Consider the following 21,111-nt stretch of genomic DNA (forward strand, 5'->3'; position numbering starts at 1 on the left):
CAAAAATCATCTACTGGGCAGAAAAGTGTTGTAAGATGTTCCATGTTAAAGGGCTTTTGTGATGGTTTGTTTCGTCAAAACAGTAGATTATCACAATTGCTCTTTATTTTTTAGTGGGGTGCTTATCCCGAACTCAGGTTATAGTTAGAAAAATTCAAGCGAATCTTAATTTCAAAGGAATATATTTTTAGCGGAAGACGGTCGAATTTCTTTACAAAATTAACCAGTTGACTGTTTTTATAATTCGCATATTCAAAGCTAACGGTCACCATGTCGGGATACAGCCATTTGTCTGCACCGCGTTGTTTCTTGTTGCTTTGTTCGTGATATAGTCGGAGAAATGGAAAAGTGACGCAAAGCCAGCCAATGTCGCAATACTTTTCCAATTCTTTGACTATACAAAATAGGGATAACAATCCATCTTAGATTAAAAGGCATAATATAACCGCTTATCATCACCGTAAGCCACGGCGGTAAAAGGCATTATTGTAAGCTTAAGCGGCTATCTGCTTAAAAACGGGATCTTATTAAGCCAGATAATGCACGGCGATAATTTCTAAAGATTTAACTCCGCCCGGCACATTGATTTCCACCACATCGCCTTCTTCTTTACCGAGCAAGGCGCGGGCAATCGGCGAGGTATTCGACAGCAGATTTTTCTTAATATCCGCCTCATCTTCGCCGACAATTTTATAGGTCATGCTTTCGCCGCTATTCGTATCTTCCAATTCAACGGTGGTGCCGAAGACGACTTTGCCGTTATTCGGCAGAGTGCTGACGTCGATAATCTGCACATTGCCCAGTTTGAATTCCAGCTCTTGAATGCGGCCTTCAATAAATCCTTGCTGCTCGCGGGCGGCATGGTATTCGGCGTTTTCTTTCAAATCGCCGTGTTCGCGTGCATCGGCAATAGCTTGAATAACTTTCGGGCGTTGTACGGTTTTTAAATTTTCTAATTCGACGCGCAGGGCTTCCGCGCCGGCTTTGGTCATGGGAACTTTTTTACTCATCATCTTATCCTTATCAAAATGAAATAAAGTCTTGCCTACAGGCAAGACTCTAGAAAAACGAAGCGCGGGATTTAATCGCGCTCAGTCCAACGCACTTGGCAATCTTTAATCGTGGTTTTGGCTTCTTCCGCATCGCCCCAATGGTCAACTTTGGTTGAACCCGGTTTTTTCAGGGCTTTGTAATGATTGAAGTGAAATTCGATTTGTTTAATCAATTGCTCGGGCAAATCCGCCAGACTTTGAATGGCATTGCCGGTATGGCGGTCATCGGCGGGAACGACCACGACTTTGTCATCGACTTCGCCGTCATCAATGAATTTCATAATGCCGATAATTCTGGCTTCCAAATATACCCCTGTCGGCAGCGGCGTGTCGGTAATAATCAGGGCATCCAATTCGTCGCCGTCTTCGTCCAAGGTTTGCGGAATGAAGCCGTAATTCGTCGGCTTGGCGAAAATCAGCGGTTCGACGCGGTCTAATTTAAAGGCGCCGAGTTGGCGGTTCCACTCGATTTTATTATTCGAACCGGTAGGGATTTCCACCACCACATTGATGATGCCGCTATCCACGTCGCCGGCATCGAGAATTTGATTAAAATCTGCCATTTATATGTTTTCCTTCATAAATTAAGAAAGTCTCATTATAGCCTTAAAGCCTGCCTGAGGCTAGCCGGCCGCCAAATTGTCCCAAGCCGCCACCGCGATTTTTTCCTGCGCGCTGCAATCCAGCTGTGCCAATAAATCCGCTACGATCCCCTGCCCTGCAATCATCAGCTGCGGCGCGATTTCCGCCAAAGGCTCTAAGACGAAGGCGCGTTCGTGCATACGCGGATGCGGCAGGCTCAAAGTCGGCGTATGTTCTTGTTGATCGCCGTAGGTCAAGATGTCTAAATCTAGGGTGCGCGGCGCATTTTTGAACGGTCGCTGACGGTGCTGCGCCGTCTCGATGCTTTGCAATAAGCACAGCAAGTCTTGCGCACTGAGGGCGCAATCATAGGCAATAACGGCATTATAAAAATCGGGCTGCTCGGTAAAGCCCCAAGGCGGTGTGCGATAAATGGAAGAAGCGGCAATTTCCTGCACATCCGCATGTTCTCTCAGGGTTTCGCGGGCGATTTGCAATTGCGCCAAGGGCGCGTCTTGGTTGGAACCGAAGGCGATATAGCAGCGGTTCATCGTCTTCTTCCCCTGCGCGCGCGGCGTTTATTCACGCTGATTTTGCCTTTGCGTTCCAAATGATTGCCTTTGGGTGCGGCTTCAAAATCGCCGTCATATTCATTGAGTGCCATCGGCACGATGCCGCTTTCCTTCTGTGCATAAGACCACCAACGCACACTTTCCGCCAAAGGCTCGCCCGCCGCTTCCCGCACCAAGAGGAAATCGTAAGCGGCACGAAAACGCGGATGGCTCAGCAGACTGCGGGTTTTGCGCTGGCTGTTGCCGGTCAAATCAAAACGCGCCTGCAAAGTCCACATTTCGCGAATCATGCCGCGCAGTCGTACGGGAATGGAGATGCGCTCCGCCGCCGCAATCAAGACTAAATCCACCGCTTCGTGCATGGCGCTGTGCCAGTCGCGCGATTTCAGCAAGCCTTGATATTGCAATTGAAAGACCGGCCACAGGAAAGCGGCGAATAAAAAGGCAATCGTTACGGGTTTGTCTTGCGCGATGCGCTGATCGGTATTGCTTAAAGCGATGCGGATGACGCGGTCGGCATAATCGGCAAATGCCTGATTGGGATGATTCAGTACCCGCGCCACATCGGGAAAGAGCATGGAGAATAATTGCAATCGTTTCATTTGCTCGTAGCTTTTCACGCCGTAGCCGCTCATAAAGAGTTTCTGCGCTTCGTCGAACAAACGCGCCGGCGGTACGGATTTCAAACCTTCCGCGCATACGCCGATCGCCGCTTCTGTCTGCGCTTCCAGCTGCATATCCAGTTTTGCGGCAAAGCGCGCGGCGCGCAGCATACGCACCGGGTCTTGGGTATAACGCGCCGCAGGTTCGCCGATTAGGCGCAGCACTTGCTGCTGCAAATCCTGCATCGCGCCCAAATAATCAATCAATTCTTCCGAACGCGGATCGTAATATAAGGCATTGACGGTGAAATCGCGGCGTACCACGTCGTCTTCCATGGTGCCGTAGTGATTATCTTCAATCACATGACCGTCGCTGTCGGTTTTGACGTCCTCATCCGCACTGGCGCGAAAGGTTGCCACTTCGATAATATCGCGTCCGAAATGGATATGCGCCAAGCGAAAACGCCGCCCGATCAAACGACAATTGCGAAATAGCCCCGCTACTTCCTCTGGACGCGCATTGGTGGCAATATCAAAATCTTTCGGCTCGCGCGACAATAAGCTGTCGCGCAGGCAACCGCCGACTAAATAGGCTTCAAAGCCGGCATCAATCAATTGATGTGCAATGCGCATGGCGCGGCGGTCTAAACGTTCGGCATCAATCTGATGCTCTTCGCGCGTGTAAATGCGCGCAGTCTGTGTGTTTGCGGCGTAATCCATGCCGTCCCCTTCTTTTTGTTTTACGGCATCTGCCGCAGAATAAACGGCGCATTATACATAATAATTTGCCCTAAGATGCGCCTGCCGTTCAGGGCGCCTTTTGCCGCCGATGCCAATTGCCGTCCCGATACTGTAAATAATGGACGCCGTCGCGCGAGCGATAGCCGCCTTTGACGGCATCTAAGAGCAAGCTACCCTCAATATCGTTTGCGAACAGCTCCGCCTGCTGCCGATCCGGCGAGAACAAAGCATAGACCGCCGCGCCCGAATACGCGCTATCGTCCAAACGCACATCCGCAGCAGCGGATAATCGCAGACAGGTCTGGCGCAATTGCGACCATTGCTCTCCTGCTTCAAGCAAGCAGCGCGACGACACTTTTGCGCCATCCATCGCCGCATTTACCGAGCAGGCAGTCAGCATAAAAGATAGCGCAGCGCTGAGCGCCGATGCCCTTAAACAGCGGTTTTTCCGTGTTGTTTTCATCACATATTTTTAATGGCAGTCCAGCAGGTCTTCGTCGCGAATCTCGTGGTAGCGGTACAGACGGCTCAGCGGTACGTTTTGAACGACGGCTTCGGCGTTGCTTTGTTCGCGGTAAGCCGTCCATGTGGCGAGCGAGAAGGGATCTTCGGGATTGGGCGGCAGAAGCACGAACCATGCGTCTTCCAGCGCCGTCCATTGCCAAGGGTTGAGGGCTTTGCCTTCATTATTGCTGAGGGAAACATAGGCGGTCATTGGGCGGTTAGCAGTTTCAGGCAGGCGCATGTACATGATTAAATTGGCGATGCTGCCGAACCATTGGCTTTCGCTACCGTCGTGGAAATGAATTTGCCCTTTATGTCCGCTGGTTTCCAAAGCGCTCATATGCGAGAGCGGATCGACGGCATCTTCGGGAATGTCGGCAATGGCGGCGGGGCGGCTGTCGCTTTTGGCGCTTGGTTCGCAGGCATTGAGTGCAAATAAGGCGCAGAGGCTGAGGAGTAAAATTTTAATTTTCATAGGGATTTTCTTTTAAACAGGAGTATGGCTGCGGCAAGCGGCAGGCTTATCCACAGGGCTAAAGAAAGCAGGAGAAGATTGGGCGAGAGGGCGACGTTTTTGCCGAGATTGAGCATGCCCGCTACATTGGTGCTTTCGCCGCTGCCGAGATTATAAAGGCGGTAGGCATCGGCGGGATTGAACCATAAGAGCCATGACAGCAGTTTTTCCGAGATGAAGCGTCCTTTATCGACAATCAGTCCGCCGAGCAGGGCGATGTCGTAAATCAATACGAGGAGCAGCCATGTGCCGATTGCCATACCGGCGGCACGCGCACGTTCGCGGCTGATTGCGGAGATGAGGTAGCCGATGGCTAAAAATGCCATGCCGAGCGCGATGCTGCTTAGGCTCATGGAAAAATAGGGCTGCCAGAATGCCCATGTCCAAGCGATTTTTTCATGGCTGAAGATGATGGCAAGGGCGGCGATGCTGTAGCTGATCAGCACCGCTACAATGAGTATCAGGCTTTGTCCGAGGTATTTGCCGAAGACGATTTGCCAGCGTGCCACGGGATAAGACAGCAGGAGCAGCATGGTGCCGTTTTCGATTTCGCCGACCAGACTGTCGTAGGCGAGCAGCAGGGCGATGAGCGGCAACAGGAAGATGTTGAGGCTTGCCAAGCTCACGATGATGATGGCGATGGGATTGGCTTTCACATTGCCGACTGGCGCGCTGCCTAAAAAGACGAGGCTTAAGGCAAAGAGGCTGAGCAGGCAGGTGATGGCTAAGACCCAGCGGTTGCGGATGCCGTCGGTAAATTCTTTGCCGGCGAGGCTGAGTAGGGCGTTCATTGGCTGGCTCCTGTGTCTTGGGCGGCTGTTTCTGCTTCGCTTATCGGGGCGCGTTGCAGGAAGGCGGCGTATAAATCGTCTAGGGTGGGCGGCAATATGTCGATTTCCCGCGGTGTGAGAGTAGCAAAGAGTTCCGCCAGTACGGCGGTTTTTTCGCTTTGCGAGACGAAGCGGCGCCATTGGCTGTCGCTGATTGCCTGCCACTGCGGCGGTAGTTGGCTGTTCGGCTCGGCATAGCAAATCAGCTGGGTCGGCAATTGTGCCTGTTCGCGCAGTTCATAAAGATTGCCGTCTGCCATTTTGTGTCCGTGTTTCATGATGACGATGCGATCCACTTGCCCGACCAGCTCGGATAGTGCGTGGGTGGAGAGCAGTATGCTTGCGCCTTTGCCGCGCAATTCTTGCAGCAGTTCGTAGAATTGCTGACGCGAGGCGGGGTCGAGTCCTGTGGTGGGTTCGTCAAAAAAGAGGATTTGCGGATTGCCCAATAGAGCTTGCGCCAAAGCCAGACGCTGGCGCATGCCTTTGGAATAGGTGCCAACGCGGCGTTTGGCAGCATCGGCAATGCCTACCCGTTCCAGCAATGCCATATTGTCGCGATTGGATAATCCTTTTAATTTGCTGAAGAAATTAAGAGTTTCAATCGCATTGAGCGAGGGGTAGAGGGAAACGGTTTCGGGCAGATAGCCGATTTGGCGGCGCAGCGCGTAATCCTGCGGCGATTTGCCGTTGATGCGGATGTGTCCGGCACTGGGCTGGATGATGCCGAGCATCATTTTGATGAGGGTGGATTTGCCCGCGCCGTTATGTCCGGCAAGGGCGATGCATTCGCCTTGGGCGATGCGTAAATTAACCTGATTGACCGCGGTGAAGCGGCGAAAGGTTTTACTGAGGTTTTCAATATCAATGCTGTGCATGGTTTGGTGGTGCTTGTGGAATGGTCATGAGGGGATAGGGGTCGCTGATGCCGCCCGGCAGCAGGCTGGGGAATTGCTGCTGCGCGTATTTGAGTAGTTGGGCGGAGGGGCTGTTAATCAGCAGTTTGGCAGAGGGTGCGCGCCATAGGACTTGATCCATCAAATTATTGGGTTTGTAGGGTGTGTCGGCAATGCCGTCGCCGTTTAAATCAAAGGCGCTGTGATCGCTCCAATAATTGCCCTGTCCTTCGTGCTGCCACAGGACTTCGCGCGTGCCCACATACATGGCTTGGCTGCGGTTGTTGATAAAGGCATTGTTGGCGATATGGTTTTTTTCCGAGCCGGCGGTGAAATGGATGCCGATGAGGCTGTTTTCAAAGCGGTTATAGAAAATATCATTGAAGTTCGCGTTGTAGATAAAGGTGGCTTTGTTGACGTTATCGACTTCATTGCCGATGACTTGCGCGTAATTGACGCTGTTGAGCATCACGCCGTGTTCTTTTGCTTGGTTGATGCGGTTGTTGATGACGCGGATGCGGTTGGAAAACATCAGCACATAGGCGCTTTCAACTTGTTCCGCATGATTGTCGCGGACTTCGCTGTCTTCGGTGTACATATAATGCACGGCAAAGCGCAGGTCGCGGAAATAATTGTTTTCAAATAAATTGTGTTTGCTGGCATTGGTGGCGATGCCGTCGCGTCCGCCGCTGAAACGGTTGTGGCGGATAATGCTGTGGGGGCTGCGCCATAAACTCACACCGTCGCCGCGGCTCGCCATGCGCGGTTCATTGCTGTTATTCACACGGTTATGCTCGACAATTGCCTGATTCGGACCCCAGACGTAAATGCCGAAGAGGTTGTTTTCTAAATGGTTGTGATGAATATGGGCATGATGGGCGATTTTGTCGAGAAAAATGCCGGAATCCATGGTTCTGAGTGTTTTGCCCGAGTTGTGGATGTGTAAATGCGCCAGTTCGACCTGCTCGGCTTTGACCCAAATCACATGTCCTTTGCCATTGCCGATAATGCGGGAGACGCCGTTTTCCGCGCCGATGATTTGGATGGGGCGCGTGATTTCGATATTGCCCTGATAATCGCCGGCGGCTAATAAGAGGCGGTCGCCGTCTTGGCTGTTATCGATGGCGGCTTGTAAATCCGTGCCGCTTGCCAGCGGAATATCGGCTGCCAAAGCGGCGGGTAGAATAGAGAAAATGACGGCCGAAGCCATCATTTTCTTGAAGATAGAAAGCATCGCCTGCATTAAGAAGCGGCTTTCTTAGGTTTGACAAACATGCGTCCGGACATTTCCATATGCAGAGCGTGGCAGAACCATTGGCAGTAATACCAATAGACGCCGGGGCGCGTGGCTTTAAAAGTGACGGAAGAGGTTTGCTGCGGTCCGACTTCGATGGCAATGCCGTGATCGCCCAATGTGAAGCCGTGCGTGAGGTCTTCAATCAGCTCTTTGTTGGTTATGTAAACGGTTACTTCGTCGCCTTGCTCGACTTCGAAGGAATTTAAGCTGAATGCCGGCGCGGTCGCGGTCATATAGACGCGCACTTTGTTGCCGTCGCGGATAACGTGGGCGGATTCGTCCAGATTCACGCCGTCGGCTTCCGCCTGCTTGCGCGCATCTTCCCAATACGGGTCGTTTCTGTCCCAAATACTGATCGGATTGACTTTGGAGCGGTGGACGATAATCATATCGTGCGGCTCAGCAAAGCTCGGACCGTCATGCACCAATTTCATGTGTTCGCCGGAAATATCAATCAACTGATCGTTTTCAGGCTTGAGCACGCCCACATTTAAGAAGCGGTCTTTTGAGAATTTGTTCAGAGAGACCAGCCATTTGCCGTCCGCTTCTTTGGTTTCGCCCATCGAGCTGTGGTTATGACCTGGCTGATAATGTACATCGATTTTTTCGATAATCGGATCCACGTCTTCGCCTTTGTATTGGCGGATAGCTTTGTCGATGTTCCATTTAACCATTTGGCTGTCGATGAACAGGGTAGTGAAGGCATTGCCTTGACCGTCAAAGGCGGTGTGCAAAGGTCCGAGACCCAATTCAGGCTGGGCGACAATCACGTCTTCTTCGGTAATTTTGTCATCAAAGAAGTCGTCTAATTTGCGCACGTCAAGCACGGTAACGGTTGGCGACAATTTGCCGTTTAAAACGATGTGAATGCCGTCCGGCGCCGCATTACAGCCGTGCGGCGAGCTGGGCACGGAAATATAGCGGGTATAAGGGCTGCCGTGCGTGCCGTCCACGACTTTAACGCCGTTGATTTCTTCGTAATCGCCTTTTTCCAAAGCCTCTTCAATGCGTTTGACATTGAGGATAACCACCCAGTCGGTTGCGTTTGCCGACATCGCGCCGACGTCAAAGCCTTTTTCCGAGTTGTAGCAGGTAGAGAAGACGTATTTGCCTTGATAGTCGGTATCGAGGTTATCAAGGTTGCCGTCCACGCGTACTTGGTAGCGGATTTTCATGGTTTCCGCATCAAGAGCGGTCATCATTGTCCAGTAATCTTTTTCAGGGGTATCGCTGTCTAAGATAGTACCATCATTGATGGTCGGCACGATGTGCTCGCCGTTGGCAAAGACTACTTCGGTTTTAGGGAAACGTTGCGGACGCAGACCGTGAATACCCTGTACGTTCGGGATTTCGGTGATTTTGTCGGTTTTCATCACATCGCAGCGGATACGTGCTACGCGGGTATTGGCTTTATCGTTAACAAAGAGATATTTGCCGTCGTAAGTGCCATCTGTGAAAGACATATGCGGATGGTGCAAATCGCCGTTGAAATACACGCCGCCTTGATCTTTCAAAAACTCTTTGGTTTCAGGCAACATGCCTTCTTGCATGATTTTGATACTTTCATTGGTTTGCCCCCAACCGGTCGCGCTGCAACGGTTGAATACGGGAATACGCAGCAATTCGCGCATTGAGGGCAGACCTAATACGCGGACTTCGCCGGACTGACCGCTGGAATTGAATACATAGTATTCGTCAAGCTCGCCGGGATTGACGTGAATATTTTGTCCTTCATGCTTGCCTTCTTGAGCGAAAGCCTTAGGCAGTACCGCGCCGCCGGTGGCAACCACGCCGCCGGTAGCAGCCGCAGCGCCTAAAAAGCCGCGACGCTTAAACTTCATTTTTTCTTCTGACATACTCTGTCTCCTTCATTTAATTAACGAGGCATAATAAATGCGAACAACTCATTATACGGGATTGTGAACACCGACCGCCGCCTCGTTTTCGGCAAGTCGTTGGGCATTTCTTTTCGCTCGGGCTGCGTATTTCTGCTGCTTTTCGATTTCAAGCAGCAAGTGCATGCAGCGCTGTTTGTCGTGATACAGCACTTGGCAGTTCAAGCATTGGATACATTCGTTTTCATTGATATTGCCTTCGGGGAAAATCGCCTCCACCGGACATTCTTGGGCGCATTTTTGGCAGGGATTGCCGCATTCCTGATAGCGTTTGAGCCAATTGAAGAGGCGCAATTTGGCGGGAATCGCCAAAGCCGCGCCCAAAGGGCAGAGATAACGGCAGTAGAAACGCTCGATAAATAAGCCGATTGCCAGCAAAATCAGAGCGAAAGCCACATAAGACCAAGCGCGCTGGAATTTCAAAATAATCGATGTTTTAAAGGGTTCGACTTCTGACAAATGTTCCGCCAAGCCCAAATCATACAGAGAAAAACCGAATAATAATAAAAAGATGATGTATTTCAACGCGGTTAGACGTTCATGCACGCGGAAAGGGAATTTGATTTGCTTGACGCCGAATTTTTTCGCGATGGCATTAGTCAGCTCCTGCAAAGCGCCGAAAGGACAGAGCCAGCCGCAGAAAGCGCCGCGATTCCATAGCAAAGCGCCGAAAGCCGTCGCGCACCAGAGCATGAAAATCATCGGATCCATGAGGAAATACGACCAATCAAAGCCCGAAATTAAAGAATTGGTAAACGTCAGCACATTGACCACCGATAATTGCGCGCCCAAATAGCCGCCGATCCAGAATAAAGTAAAGCAGAGATAGGCAATGCGCAGTCTTTTATAAAAGACCGGATGTTGGGCAAACCAATCTTGGAACATAAAGATAGCAATCAGCAAGACCAAAGCCGTGCCCAATATGGCGATATGTACGGTTTTACGCTGCCAAGCATCGCGGGCGATTTTGGCTTGAATACTCTCTTGCTGGGCGGAAGCGGTATTTTGTGCCGCTGATGCTTCAGTCTTTTCCGCGCTGTTTTCCGCATTGGCGGGCGGTGGTGGCACATAATCGGGATTGGCGCGTTTTGACAATAAATGCTCGGGCAGGCGGTAAGGCAGATTGAAAGAAATGAATTCCTTGCTGGTCGCCCCTGTGGCGCGGTTAGACAAGAGCGTCAAATTCCAATGATTTAAAGGATTAAACTGATTGTCTTCCGTCACGGTAAACAAGGCGATTTCCTTAAACTTCGGCACGCCCGCTACCATGATATCGCCGACGCGGCGGTGATTGCGGTCGCGGAAATGAAAACCGGCGCCGTCTTGTTCGACCTTAATGCGGTCGAAAATCCCGCCACGCACATAGCCCGAACCTTTGAAAGAATATAAACCCTCGCCCGCCACCAAAATCAAAGACTCGTTTTCTTTCAATCGGCTGCTGGCTTGCTGATACAGCGCATCGCCCAATAAAACCTTACCGAGCGCCGGATGGCTGACCAATGCAGTGTATAAATCGATATAGGTATCGTCAGGATTATCGGACTCGCTGATGCCTGCCGCCTGCGTTTTGCCCGCATCACTAAAGGCTTGATTGACCTGTCCCACGCTTAAATGCAAATGCGCGATTTCGCCTTTGGCAATCATCTCCTGCCAATTGGCAGCGGTTGCCGCCTCTGCATTGATATCAAATAAAAATTCCGGCACCGCCGCCGTTTGCGGACTGCTTTGTGCCTCATTCTGCAATTGAGCGGCAAAGGATTGCACGGCGCGGGCAATGGTTTCATTGATAACCATCACGGTAACCGTCGCCCCCGAAATGACCTCGGGCACGGGAATATCGCGCTGGCTGATGAAATTCTGACCGCTGTATTGCTTCATGAAATCATTGATTTTTTGCTCCGGAATACCGATGAGGACAATCGGCTCGGAATGCTTGACCAGTTTGACCGCACGAATCACAAATTCCTTGTCAACGCCGATTAAAATCCGAATCGGTTTGCCGGAATAGCCGCCGCTGTTGACATAATCGGAATTTAAAAACACATAGCCTAAGACTTCCTGCCCTTTCAAAACCGGCACTTGATGAGGGTTTTTCTGCACCTCGCCGTATCCCTCCGCCTCGGGGAAAAACTCGGTGGCAGGCACGGTGGCGATAAATTCTTCTAAGGTGGATAAATTGGATAAATAGGCCTTCTGCTCCGCCATATCGGCATGGCTGATCGAAAAAAGGTTGAGTAAAATCAGGGAAAAAGCGCGGAAAAATATTTTCATGATGATTTGGAATCATAATAAATTTTGCCGAATTGTAAGCTTTCGCCCATGTTTTGTACTTGATATACATCAAGCGCTTAATAAAATTTTTATAATATTCAACAGAGAAACAAAATACTCAAGCACGCCATTATTGCTTGAGATATTTGCCGATCACTTGCGCCATCGTCTTATGCTTGACCTGCGAGGTAAAAACTTCCAAACGCTCGCGTTCAGGAGAGAGCAAATACGTCAAACTGCTGTGATAAACGCCATAGCCCAAAGGCAGATCAGGCGGCGCAACCTCTTGCCCCTGATGTTTATAGCCGAAAGTGGCGCCATAGGCAGACGCCATTGCCTTCAAACTCTCATAGTCGGCGGTTAATCCCAAGATGCGTTTGTCAAAATAACCCACGTATTGCTGCAAACGCTGCAAATCATCATTATTCGGATCAATGCTGACAAAAATCACCTGCAATTTTTCGGGATGCTCTAGCAATTTCAAGGTTTGCGCTATTTCATATAATACCGTCGGACAAATATCCGGACAGGAAGTGTAGCCGAAAGTCAGCAAAATATATTGTCCTTTAAAATCACTATCGCTGACCTCTCCTGCATGACCTTGCAAATTAAATTGATAAGGCGAGGCAAAAATAGGCTGATTTATAAAAAACAAGAAACACAATAACAAATATTTTTTCACCGCAAACTCTATCAGTAACAAACACAAACGCTTGCGATTAGATTTTATTTTTTATTATATTGAACAACCGCAAACGTATTAAAGAATCTTAGCTTAAAATATTTCTTAAGGCAAGGTGATTAATTAAATTCATTTAGAATATTTTGTTATTTCTATTTTTACGATTTAAAGAAGATTGATATGACAGATAATTAACATCAATATAATCCCACACCGCATCATTAGCTAAGCATAAAAAAACGCCCCACCGCTAAGACAGGGCGTTTTTAAGCACTAAAGCTTTACGTCCGCGCCAAGACCGTTTTAACCGATTCGGCAAAATATCGAATCATGTCGTCATTGCGCAAACCGGCAAGGTTAATCCGTCCGGTGCCGACCATATAAATGGCGAATTCTTCACGCAAGACCTGCACTCGCTCCGCATCCAACGGCAACAATGAAAACATACCGTGATGACGGGTAATGAAAGACCAGTCGCGACCGCCGGCACCCGTGATTGCCGCCTGCAATTTCTCACGCCGACTGCGGATAAAGCCGCACATATCGGCAAGTTCCTGTTCCCAATCGGCTTTCAAAGCGGCGTCGTTTAAAATCGTCGCCACAATTGCCGCCGGATGGTCGGGACTCATGGAGACGGTGGTACGGGTGGCGGCATTGACCTGCGTTTGCAAAGCATTTACTTGCTCGGCGTTTTCCGCCACGCTGATAATCACGCCGCTGCGATCGCGGTACAAACCGAAATTCTTCGAGCAAGACACCGCAATCAAAGCCTGCGGTACGTTTTTAACCACATGGCGCACGCCCCAAGCATCGTCCTCCAAATTCTCGCCTAAACCCAAATAGGCAAAATCAATAATCGGCACAAAGCCTTTTTCATTGGCCAATTGCGCGATTTTTTCCCAATCTTCGCGGCTGAAATCGGCACCGCTGGGATTATGGCAGCAGCCGTGCAATAAGACGCAATCCTTCTCGCCCAATTGCGCCAGAGCGGCAAACACCTTATCGCGCGCCACTTCGCAGGTTTCGGGATCCAGATAAGGATAGCGGTCAAATTTCACGCCCGCCGCAGCAAATACCGCCATATGATTGCCCCAAGTCGGGTCAGGAATCCACAAAGTCGCCTCAGGCTGCACGGCGGCAATCACTTCGCCGATGACGCGCAAAGCCCCCGTACCGCCGGTGGATTGATTCACGCGCATGCGCGCGCCGTCAAAAGCATCGCCTAAAACCAATTTGCCCATCGCGGCATTGAACTCGGGATTGCCCGAGAGCGGCTGATATTTCTTTGTGCTTTGGCTTTCCCATACGCGTTGTTCTGCTGCTTTAACGGCGCGCATTACCGGCGTATTGCCCTGCTCGTCAATAAAAATCCCCACCCCGACATCAATCTTGTGGCTGCGCGCATCGTCGCGACACAACTGAGAAAGACGCAAAATAGGATCGTCTGGCAATTGCTGAATTTCACGAAACATGTTTTTTACTCCGTTTGATTTTGGGATAAGGATTTTGCTGCACGCGCAGAAGCTGCGTGCGGCTCAGTATATCAATAAGGCTGCGTTTTTGCGGGGAAAGATACGCGCTGCCGTAGATAAGCGGCAGCGGCAGTAAGAGCGCCGCATACAGCGCGCCGCGTTGCTCGATAGTCAGGATTGCCGACAGCCACAGCAGCGTAAAAGGCGCAAGCGCCAAACCTAGGGCAATCGCCCACCGCCACAGCACCCGCCCGAAAGCCGGCGCATGCCCGCTGCCGTCGCTTAAGACCAATTTCCATGCGCGCATGCCCAGTGTCTGCCCTTGGCGCGAGCAGAAATAAGCGTAAAATCCCCCCCATAAAGCCAACATCGCCAGCCGCAACAGCTGCAATTTCCAACCTTCGCGAATCGGCTGCGCGGCATTGAGCGCAAAAGCGACGAAGCCCAAGGCAATCAAACAGCCCACAATCAATAAGCCGTCATAAACCATGGCGGAAAAAATGCGCAGCAAACCTGCCGGTTCGCCGATAAGTTTTGCGCTATTGCCGATGGACGCTGTTGTCTGTTGTGCTTTCACTGCCGCTCTGTTATCGCTAAAAACGCTTATCCTAGCATATTCAATAAGAATAAGGCTTGTCGTACAAAAAATAAGCCGCTCAGATTGAGTGTTGTAAAAAAACCACAATCTCCGCATAGAGACTAGTTTCAGACTGAAAAAAAGGGTACACTACGCGCGTTTTTGTCTTCAAACCATAGGTAAAACCATGTCATTGCGCATTCCTCGTTGCATTATCACAACAGCCATTTGGGGAGCTTTATTTACTGTTGCTCATGCACAACAAACAGAGGAGCTTAGCGACAGCTCTTTTGATGAAGCGCCGCCAAGTTTGGCAGACAATTTGCCGCCTGATGCCAATCCGGAAGAAGTGCTGAATGCCGGCACTAAAATCGAAGAAGTTGTGATTGTACAACCCAGCATCCGCAGCGAGATGATGCCCTTCAACAGCCGCCGCATTCATCTGATGGAAGCCTTGCAACAGCCACTTAGCAGCGTATCTATCAATCACAATGCCGTAAAGCTCAATCAACCGCAATTAGTCGCCGAATTTTACCGACGCGAGCAATTTCCGACCATTTGGACGCATGAAACCGTTCCCAATCCGACTATCGCGCAATTGCAGGAAGCGATTAAGGCATCCGCAGATGATGCCTTAAACCCTAATCGATATCACGCAAACATTATCAATTATTTACAAGCCGGCACACATTATCAGGACATCACCGCTCTAGAGATTTTGCTCACCGATGCCTGGTTGTCCTTAGCCTATGATTTGGCCAACGGCATCGTGGATGCGAAAAAAATCGACCGCACATGGAATGCGCCCAAAGTCAGCCATGAGCAATTAGCCGCTTGGTTGGCAGAAGGCATCAATGCGCAAGACGTACTGAGCCCGATTCAGGCAATCAATGCGCAAGATACCGCCTATCAAGCGCTCAAACAGCAATACATACTCAACCGCGATCAGCAGCTCAAAACCGATGATTTGGTCATCAATATGGAACGTATTCGCTGGATGAGCCAAGATTGGCATGAGCAGCGCTATATTTTCGCCAATATTCCTTCTTATGAAGTTACGGTTGTTGAAAACGGTACTAACATCTATAGCACCAAAGCCGTGGTCGGACGCAAAGACCGTCCTACACCGCGTTTTGTCGATCGTATGCGCCATGTGGTCATGAGTCCGACATGGACAGTGCCGCCCACGATTATGCGCAAAGACAAATTGCCGCAGCTTATCCGCAATTCTACCGCCTTTAACGGCAGCTACGAAGCCATTTCGCCCGGCGGCAAAGTCGTCAAACCCAGTGATGTGAATTGGAGCAGCGCCGGTACCAGCTATCGTCTGCGGCAAAAACCGGGCGGTCAAAACGCCTTAGGACGCGTCAAATTCCTCTTCCCTAACGAACACGCCATTTATCTGCACGACACCCCAAGCAAAGGCTTGTTCGGCAGAAACAACCGCGCACTCAGTTCCGGCTGCATTCGTCTGCAAGACCCCATGGATTTTGCCAATCTGCTCTTAAAAGGCAGTTCATGGACGCCTGAAAAAATCAAAACCGCCAGCAATCAAAGCAAAGAACAGTGGGTCAATTTAAAAGCGCAAACGCCTGTATATTTAGTCTATTGGACAACTTGGGCAGATCCGAACGGAAAAATTCGCCATGCAGACGATGTTTACGAACTTGACGCGAAGCTCATAAATGCCTATAAAAAGGCGCTGGTTAATTAATTAAAGAGAATACTATGAGCACATTTAGCCCTAAAAACAGCTACAGCTACGAAGAACTCATCGAGTGCGCCAAAGGCAATCTGTTCGGCGCAGGCAATGCGCAATTACCGCTACCGAATATGCTGATGATCGACCGTATTGTCAGCATTACTGCCGACGGCGGCAAATACGGCAAAGGCGAAATCATCGCGGAATTGGATATCCGCCCCGATTTATGGTTCTTTGCCTGCCATTTTGAAGGCGATCCCGTTATGCCGGGCTGTCTCGGACTAGACGCCATGTGGCAATTAGTCGGCTTTTTCTTGGGCTGGTCTGGCGGCAAAGGGCGCGGACGCGCACTGGGTTGCGGCGAAGTCAAATTTGTCGACCAAGTTTTGCCGAGCAATAAAAAAGTCACTTATCGTATTGATATGAAACGCGTCATTATGCGCAAACTGGTGCTCGGCATTGCCGATGCCACCTTAAGCGTGGATGGCAAGGAAATCTACCAAGGCAATGATCTGCGTGTGGGATTATTTACCAACGAAGAACAGCCTTAATTATTAAGGAAAATTATGAAAAGAGTCGTCATTACCGGCATGGGCATTGTGTCCAGCCTAGGCAATAACATCAAAGAAGTGCTGGATTCATTGCAACAATTGAAATCCGGCATCCGCTTTTGCGAGACCTACCGCGAATTAGGGCTGCGCTCACAAGTACATGGCAATATTAAAAATCTGGATTTCAAAGAGTTTATCGACCGCAAAGCCCTGCGCTTCATGAGCAGCGCCGCCGCCTATTGCTACATTGCCATGCAGCAGGCCATCGAGCAAGCCAAGCTGACAAAAGCACATATTTCTCATCCGCGTACAGGATTAGTCGTCGGCAGCGGCGGTGCAGCGGCTTCGGTACAAGTCGAAGCGGCGGACATTCTGCGCGACAGCGGCGTCAAACGCATCGGACCTTATGCCGTCACCAAAGTCATGGGCTCGACGACTTCCGCCTGCTTAGCCACGCCTTTTGAAATCAAAGGTGTCAACTATTCCATGAGCAGCGCCTGTTCGACCAGCGCGCACTGTATCGGCCATGCGGCGGAACTGATTCAAATGGGCAAGCAAAACATTGTTTTTGCAGGCGGCGGCGAAGAAGAGCATTGGACCATGACTTCTCTGTTTGATGCCATGGGCGCGCTTTCCAGCAAATACAACGATTCCCCCGAACTCGCCTCACGCGCTTACGATGCCGATCGCGACGGTTTTGTCATCTCAGGCGGCGGCAGCATTTTAGTGCTTGAAGAATACGAACACGCCAAAGGGCGCGGTGCGGAAATCCTCGCCGAAGTTACCGGCTACGGCGCGACCTCCGACGGCTACGACATGGTTGCCCCCTCGGGCGAAGGTGCGGTACGTTGCATGCAAATGGCGCTCGAAACCCATAAAGGCACGGTGGACTATATCAATGCCCACGGCACCTCCACACCCGTTGGCGATATGCGCGAACTAGAAGCGATTAAAGAAACCTTCAAAAACCAAGATATTCCGCTAATCAGCTCGACCAAATCCCTTTCAGGACATGCCCTAGGCGCAGCTGGAGCGAACGAAACCATTTACAGCCTGTTGATGATGTTAAATGACTTCGTTACCGCCTCGGCGAATATCTTCACGCTTGACGAAGCGGCGGGCAAACTGCCGATTGTGCGTGAAAACATTCATAAAACCCTTAATGCCGTCATGAGCAACAGCTTTGGCTTCGGCGGCACTAATGCAACCTTGATTTTGAGCCGTGTTTAAAAAAATCACTCTCCTTATCTGCTTGGGCGCAATCAGCGCCCAAGCCCAGCAGCCCAGCTATGACAGCTACGGACGCTTAATGACCGATTACGAACAAGTCCAACGCGACCGCGAAGCCGGCGTTTTACAACGCGGCGGCTACGATCCGCACGCTGCCGCTGTGGGCGCTGCGCAAAGACAAGCACGCGCAGGCAATGCGCCTACCATTGGCAACAGCAACGCCCCCAATCAAAACGGCATATCCGACCGCAGTATCTACCGCTGCAAAAACCAAGGCCGCGCCGTCTATGTCGATGAAGACGGCAAACGCAAATTCAGCCAATGCCAACTCATCCGCCGCGGCAAAGCCGAAGAAGAATTCGTCGCACAACAAGCCCCGACTCAGGCCGACCCTAGCCGCGCCAATGCGCAAACCCATCTCGTGCCTTCTGCTTACGCAAGTGCGCAAGCACCTGCCGAAGAAGCGGCATTCAGCCAACCCGAAGCCCATATCCGTATGATTAACGCGCAAGGCAGCGGCAACCTGCCTTGCAGCGGCGCAATCCTGTACAAAGGCAGCACCTATATTTTCAGCGAACACGAACCCTGCCCGATTCCGGCAGACGTATTTAATCAACGCCGCCCCATTGAAGCAGAACCCAATTACTACGTGGAATAAACATGCAATTACACGAACGCCCCAAACTCGTCCCCCCCGACGGGCATAACAAAGTCTTACTCCATTCCTGCTGCGCGCCCTGCTCGGGCGAAGTCATGGAAGCCATGCTTGCCAGCGGCATCGATTACACCATTTTTTTCTACAACCCCAACATTCATCCGCGCAAAGAATACAATCTGCGTAAAGACGAAAACATCGCCTTCGCGGAAAAATTCAACATCCCCTTTATTGACTGCGACTACGACAGCGACAACTGGTTTGCCCGCGCCAAAGGCATGGAATGGGATCCCGAGCGCGGCGCGCGTTGCAGTATGTGTTTTGACATGCGCTTTGAGCGAACCGCCTTATACGCGCATGAAAACGGCTTTCCCGTCATTACCAGCTCGCTGGGTATCAGCCGCTGGAAAAACATGCAGCAAATCAATGAAAGCGGTATTCGTGCGGCAGCCCCCTACCCCGACGTGCAATATTGGACCTTCAACTGGCGCAAAAGCGGCGGCAGCCAACGCATGATAGAAATCAGCAAACGCGAAAAATTCTACATGCAGGAATACTGCGGCTGCGTATATTCCCTGCGCGACACCAATGCGTGGCGTATCAGCAAAGGGCGTGAAAAAATCAAAATCGGCGTCATGTATTACGGCGAAGACGATACGCCTGAACAAGCCTAAGCGGCGGCATACAGCGCCGCCCTCTCAATCCAGAGGCTTTATTTTTAGCCCGCAATGATGCAAAATACCGCGTTTGTTTTTAAAATCAGCATAAAAACAGAGTGATAAAAAGGCTTTGCTGAATCTATCGAAGGGAGTAATGCTATGAATATTGACAGTATTTTGAAATTAATTGAAGAAGAAGAGGTTCGCTTTGTCGATCTGCGCTTTACCGATACGCGCGGCAAAGAACACCACATCAGCAGCCCCGCCTCCAGTATCGACGAAGATTTTTTCGAAGAAGGCAGAATGTTTGACGGCTCCTCTTTTGCCGGCTGGAAAGGCATCCATAACTCCGACATGATATTGATGCCCGATCCTGCCACCGCCTACATCGATCCCTTCTATCAGCATAAAACCCTCGTTATCACCTGCGATGTTATCGAACCCGACACCATGCAGGGCTATGTCCGCGATCCGCGCTCCACTGCCCGCCGTGCCGAAGCCTATCTGCAATCCTTAGGCATTGCCGACACCGCCCTTTTCGGACCGGAAAATGAATTTTTCATCTTTGACGAAATGAAATTCAGCAGTGCCGCACATAAAGTCATGTTTGAAATCATCACCGAAGAAGGCTATTGGAACGGCGAAAAAGACTATGACACCGGCAACAGCGGTCATCGTCCCAGACAGAAAGGCGGCTATATGCCAGTGGCACCGGTAGATTCGCTGCAAGATTTGCGCGCGGAAATGTGCGAACTCTTGGAGCAAGTGGGGCAAAGTGTGGAAGTGCAGCATCATGAAGTCGCCACAGGACAATGCGAAATCGGCGTGCGTTTCAATACCTTAGTGCGCAAAGCCGATGAAGTTCAGCAATTGAAATACATTATTCATAACACCGCCCATGTCGCCGGCAAAACCGCCACCTTTATGCCCAAGCCTATCGTCGGCGATAACGGCTCGGGCATGCATGTGCATATGTCTTTGGTCAAAGACGGCAAGAATCTCTTTAGCGGCGACGGCTACGGCGGTTTATCCGACATGGCGCTTTACTACATCGGCGGCATCATCAAACATGCCCGTGCCTTGAATGCCTTTACCAATCCTTCAACCAACAGCTACAAGCGTTTGGTGCCGCATTTTGAAGCGCCGGTGATGTTGGCTTATTCGGCGCGCAACCGCTCGGCCTCGGTGCGCATTCCTTATATTACCAATCCTAAGGCGCGCCGCATTGAAGTGCGTTTCCCCGATTCCAGCGCCAATCCCTATTTGGCATTCGCCGCCCTGCTGATGGCGGGCTTAGACGGCATCAAAAATAAAATCCACCCTGGCGAAGCAATGGATAAGGATTTATACGATTTACCGCCGGAAGAAGCGGCAAACATTCCGCAAGTGGCATTTTCATTAGAACAAGCCTTGGATGCACTGGAAGCCGACTGCGATTTCTTAAAACAAGGCGGCGTATTTAACGACGATTTGCTTGAAGGCTATATTGCCCTCAAACGGGAAGAAGTGGCGAAAATGCGTTTGCAAGTCCATCCTTTGGAATTCGAACTGTACTACAGTTGCTAATACAAAACTGAAGCAAGGTATGGTGGGCAACTTATTGCCCACGCGGTTCTCATCCTTTAAAAACGTGGACAGCACTACCTACCCTACAATTTTTAACACACTGTTTTAATGTGAAGGCTCTAAACTAACCTGAGTTCGGGATAAGCACCCCACTAAAAAATAAAGAGCAATTGTGATAATCTACTGTTTTGACGAAACAAACCATCACAAAAGCCCTTTAACATGGAACATCTTACAACACTTTTCTGCCAAGTAGATGAT

The 21,111-nt window shown here is 50.5% G+C and carries 20 protein-coding genes; 6 read left to right on the forward strand and 14 right to left on the reverse strand.

The window, feature by feature from the left end:
• Positions 1 to 527: 527 nt before the first annotated feature.
• The 14 genes from greA to ACJHVI_RS05800 all read right to left on the reverse strand — a co-directional run bounded on the left by greA (position 528) and on the right by ACJHVI_RS05800 (position 14,487).
• Positions 528 to 1,010, reverse strand: coding sequence for a transcription elongation factor GreA (greA, locus tag ACJHVI_RS05735; protein WP_483183697.1), 483 nt, complete (start codon positions 1,008 to 1,010; stop codon positions 528 to 530).
• 71 nt (positions 1,011 to 1,081) lie between these two features.
• Entirely contained in the window at positions 1,082 to 1,615 is a 534-nt protein-coding gene (locus tag ACJHVI_RS05740) for an inorganic diphosphatase (protein ID WP_483183698.1), read from the reverse strand.
• Between the two features lie 60 nt (positions 1,616 to 1,675).
• Entirely contained in the window at positions 1,676 to 2,185 is a 510-nt protein-coding gene (gene folK / locus ACJHVI_RS05745) for a 2-amino-4-hydroxy-6-hydroxymethyldihydropteridine diphosphokinase (RefSeq protein WP_483183699.1), read from the reverse strand.
• Entirely contained in the window at positions 2,182 to 3,528 is a 1,347-nt protein-coding gene (pcnB, locus tag ACJHVI_RS05750; protein WP_483183700.1) for a polynucleotide adenylyltransferase PcnB, read from the reverse strand. Before pcnB ends, folK begins: the two co-directional genes overlap by 4 nt.
• Before the next feature lie 88 nt (positions 3,529 to 3,616).
• On the reverse strand, positions 3,617 to 4,012 hold the full coding sequence (locus ACJHVI_RS05755; protein WP_483183701.1) for a hypothetical protein: 396 nt from the start codon (positions 4,010 to 4,012) through the stop codon (positions 3,617 to 3,619).
• 9 nt (positions 4,013 to 4,021) lie between these two features.
• Positions 4,022 to 4,528 carry a nitrous oxide reductase accessory protein NosL gene (locus tag ACJHVI_RS05760; protein ID WP_483183702.1) on the reverse strand — a complete coding sequence of 169 codons (507 nt, stop codon included), beginning with the start codon at positions 4,526 to 4,528 and terminating at the stop codon, positions 4,022 to 4,024.
• Positions 4,525 to 5,358: an ABC transporter permease gene (locus ACJHVI_RS05765; RefSeq protein WP_483183703.1), complete on the reverse strand. Its 834-nt coding sequence runs from the start codon at positions 5,356 to 5,358 to the stop codon at positions 4,525 to 4,527. The genes ACJHVI_RS05760 and ACJHVI_RS05765 overlap by 4 nt, the downstream gene beginning before the upstream one ends.
• Positions 5,355 to 6,275, reverse strand: a complete 921-nt coding sequence (locus ACJHVI_RS05770; protein ID WP_483183706.1) for an ABC transporter ATP-binding protein — start codon at positions 6,273 to 6,275, stop codon at positions 5,355 to 5,357. The genes ACJHVI_RS05765 and ACJHVI_RS05770 overlap by 4 nt, the downstream gene beginning before the upstream one ends.
• The gene (locus tag ACJHVI_RS05775; RefSeq protein WP_483183707.1) at positions 6,262 to 7,506 is read right to left on the reverse strand and encodes a nitrous oxide reductase family maturation protein NosD; all 1,245 of its coding nucleotides are present in this window, start codon (positions 7,504 to 7,506) and stop codon (positions 6,262 to 6,264) included. Before ACJHVI_RS05775 ends, ACJHVI_RS05770 begins: the two co-directional genes overlap by 14 nt.
• 29 nt (positions 7,507 to 7,535) lie before the next feature.
• A complete protein-coding gene (gene nosZ / locus ACJHVI_RS05780) occupies positions 7,536 to 9,446 on the reverse strand; it encodes a TAT-dependent nitrous-oxide reductase (RefSeq protein ID WP_483183708.1) in 1,911 nt (636 codons plus the stop codon).
• 51 nt (positions 9,447 to 9,497) lie between these two features.
• Positions 9,498 to 11,756 (reverse strand): 4Fe-4S binding protein, encoded by a 2,259-nt coding sequence (locus ACJHVI_RS05785; RefSeq protein WP_483183709.1) that lies wholly within the window; start codon positions 11,754 to 11,756, stop codon positions 9,498 to 9,500.
• Positions 11,757 to 11,886: 130 nt separating this feature from the next.
• Positions 11,887 to 12,438 (reverse strand): SCO family protein, encoded by a 552-nt coding sequence (locus tag ACJHVI_RS05790; RefSeq protein ID WP_483183711.1) that lies wholly within the window; start codon positions 12,436 to 12,438, stop codon positions 11,887 to 11,889.
• Positions 12,439 to 12,719: 281 nt separating this feature from the next.
• Positions 12,720 to 13,910 (reverse strand): amino acid aminotransferase, encoded by a 1,191-nt coding sequence (locus ACJHVI_RS05795; protein ID WP_483183712.1) that lies wholly within the window; start codon positions 13,908 to 13,910, stop codon positions 12,720 to 12,722.
• A complete protein-coding gene (locus ACJHVI_RS05800) occupies positions 13,900 to 14,487 on the reverse strand; it encodes an RDD family protein (protein ID WP_483183713.1) in 588 nt (195 codons plus the stop codon). Before ACJHVI_RS05800 ends, ACJHVI_RS05795 begins: the two co-directional genes overlap by 11 nt.
• A 187-nt stretch (positions 14,488 to 14,674) precedes the next feature.
• Between ACJHVI_RS05800 and ACJHVI_RS05805 the strand changes: the two genes are divergently transcribed.
• The 6 genes from ACJHVI_RS05805 to glnA all read left to right on the forward strand — a co-directional run bounded on the left by ACJHVI_RS05805 (position 14,675) and on the right by glnA (position 20,850).
• Positions 14,675 to 16,201, forward strand: coding sequence for a L,D-transpeptidase family protein (locus tag ACJHVI_RS05805; protein ID WP_483183714.1), 1,527 nt, complete (start codon positions 14,675 to 14,677; stop codon positions 16,199 to 16,201).
• Between the two features lie 14 nt (positions 16,202 to 16,215).
• A complete protein-coding gene (gene fabA, locus ACJHVI_RS05810) occupies positions 16,216 to 16,740 on the forward strand; it encodes a 3-hydroxyacyl-[acyl-carrier-protein] dehydratase FabA (RefSeq protein WP_483183716.1) in 525 nt (174 codons plus the stop codon).
• A 15-nt stretch (positions 16,741 to 16,755) separates the two neighbouring features.
• Complete coding sequence (gene fabB / locus ACJHVI_RS05815; protein WP_483183717.1) at positions 16,756 to 17,970, forward strand: beta-ketoacyl-ACP synthase I; 1,215 nt, start codon at positions 16,756 to 16,758, stop codon at positions 17,968 to 17,970.
• Positions 17,963 to 18,628 (forward strand): hypothetical protein, encoded by a 666-nt coding sequence (locus ACJHVI_RS05820; protein ID WP_483183718.1) that lies wholly within the window; start codon positions 17,963 to 17,965, stop codon positions 18,626 to 18,628. Before fabB ends, ACJHVI_RS05820 begins: the two co-directional genes overlap by 8 nt.
• A 2-nt stretch (positions 18,629 to 18,630) precedes the next feature.
• A complete protein-coding gene (locus ACJHVI_RS05825; protein WP_483183719.1) occupies positions 18,631 to 19,299 on the forward strand; it encodes an epoxyqueuosine reductase QueH in 669 nt (222 codons plus the stop codon).
• Positions 19,300 to 19,443: 144 nt separating this feature from the next.
• Complete coding sequence (gene glnA, locus ACJHVI_RS05830) at positions 19,444 to 20,850, forward strand: type I glutamate--ammonia ligase (RefSeq protein ID WP_483183720.1); 1,407 nt, start codon at positions 19,444 to 19,446, stop codon at positions 20,848 to 20,850.
• The last annotated feature ends 261 nt before the right edge of the window (positions 20,851 to 21,111 follow it).

It is taken from the genome of Suttonella sp. (assembly GCF_056855035.1).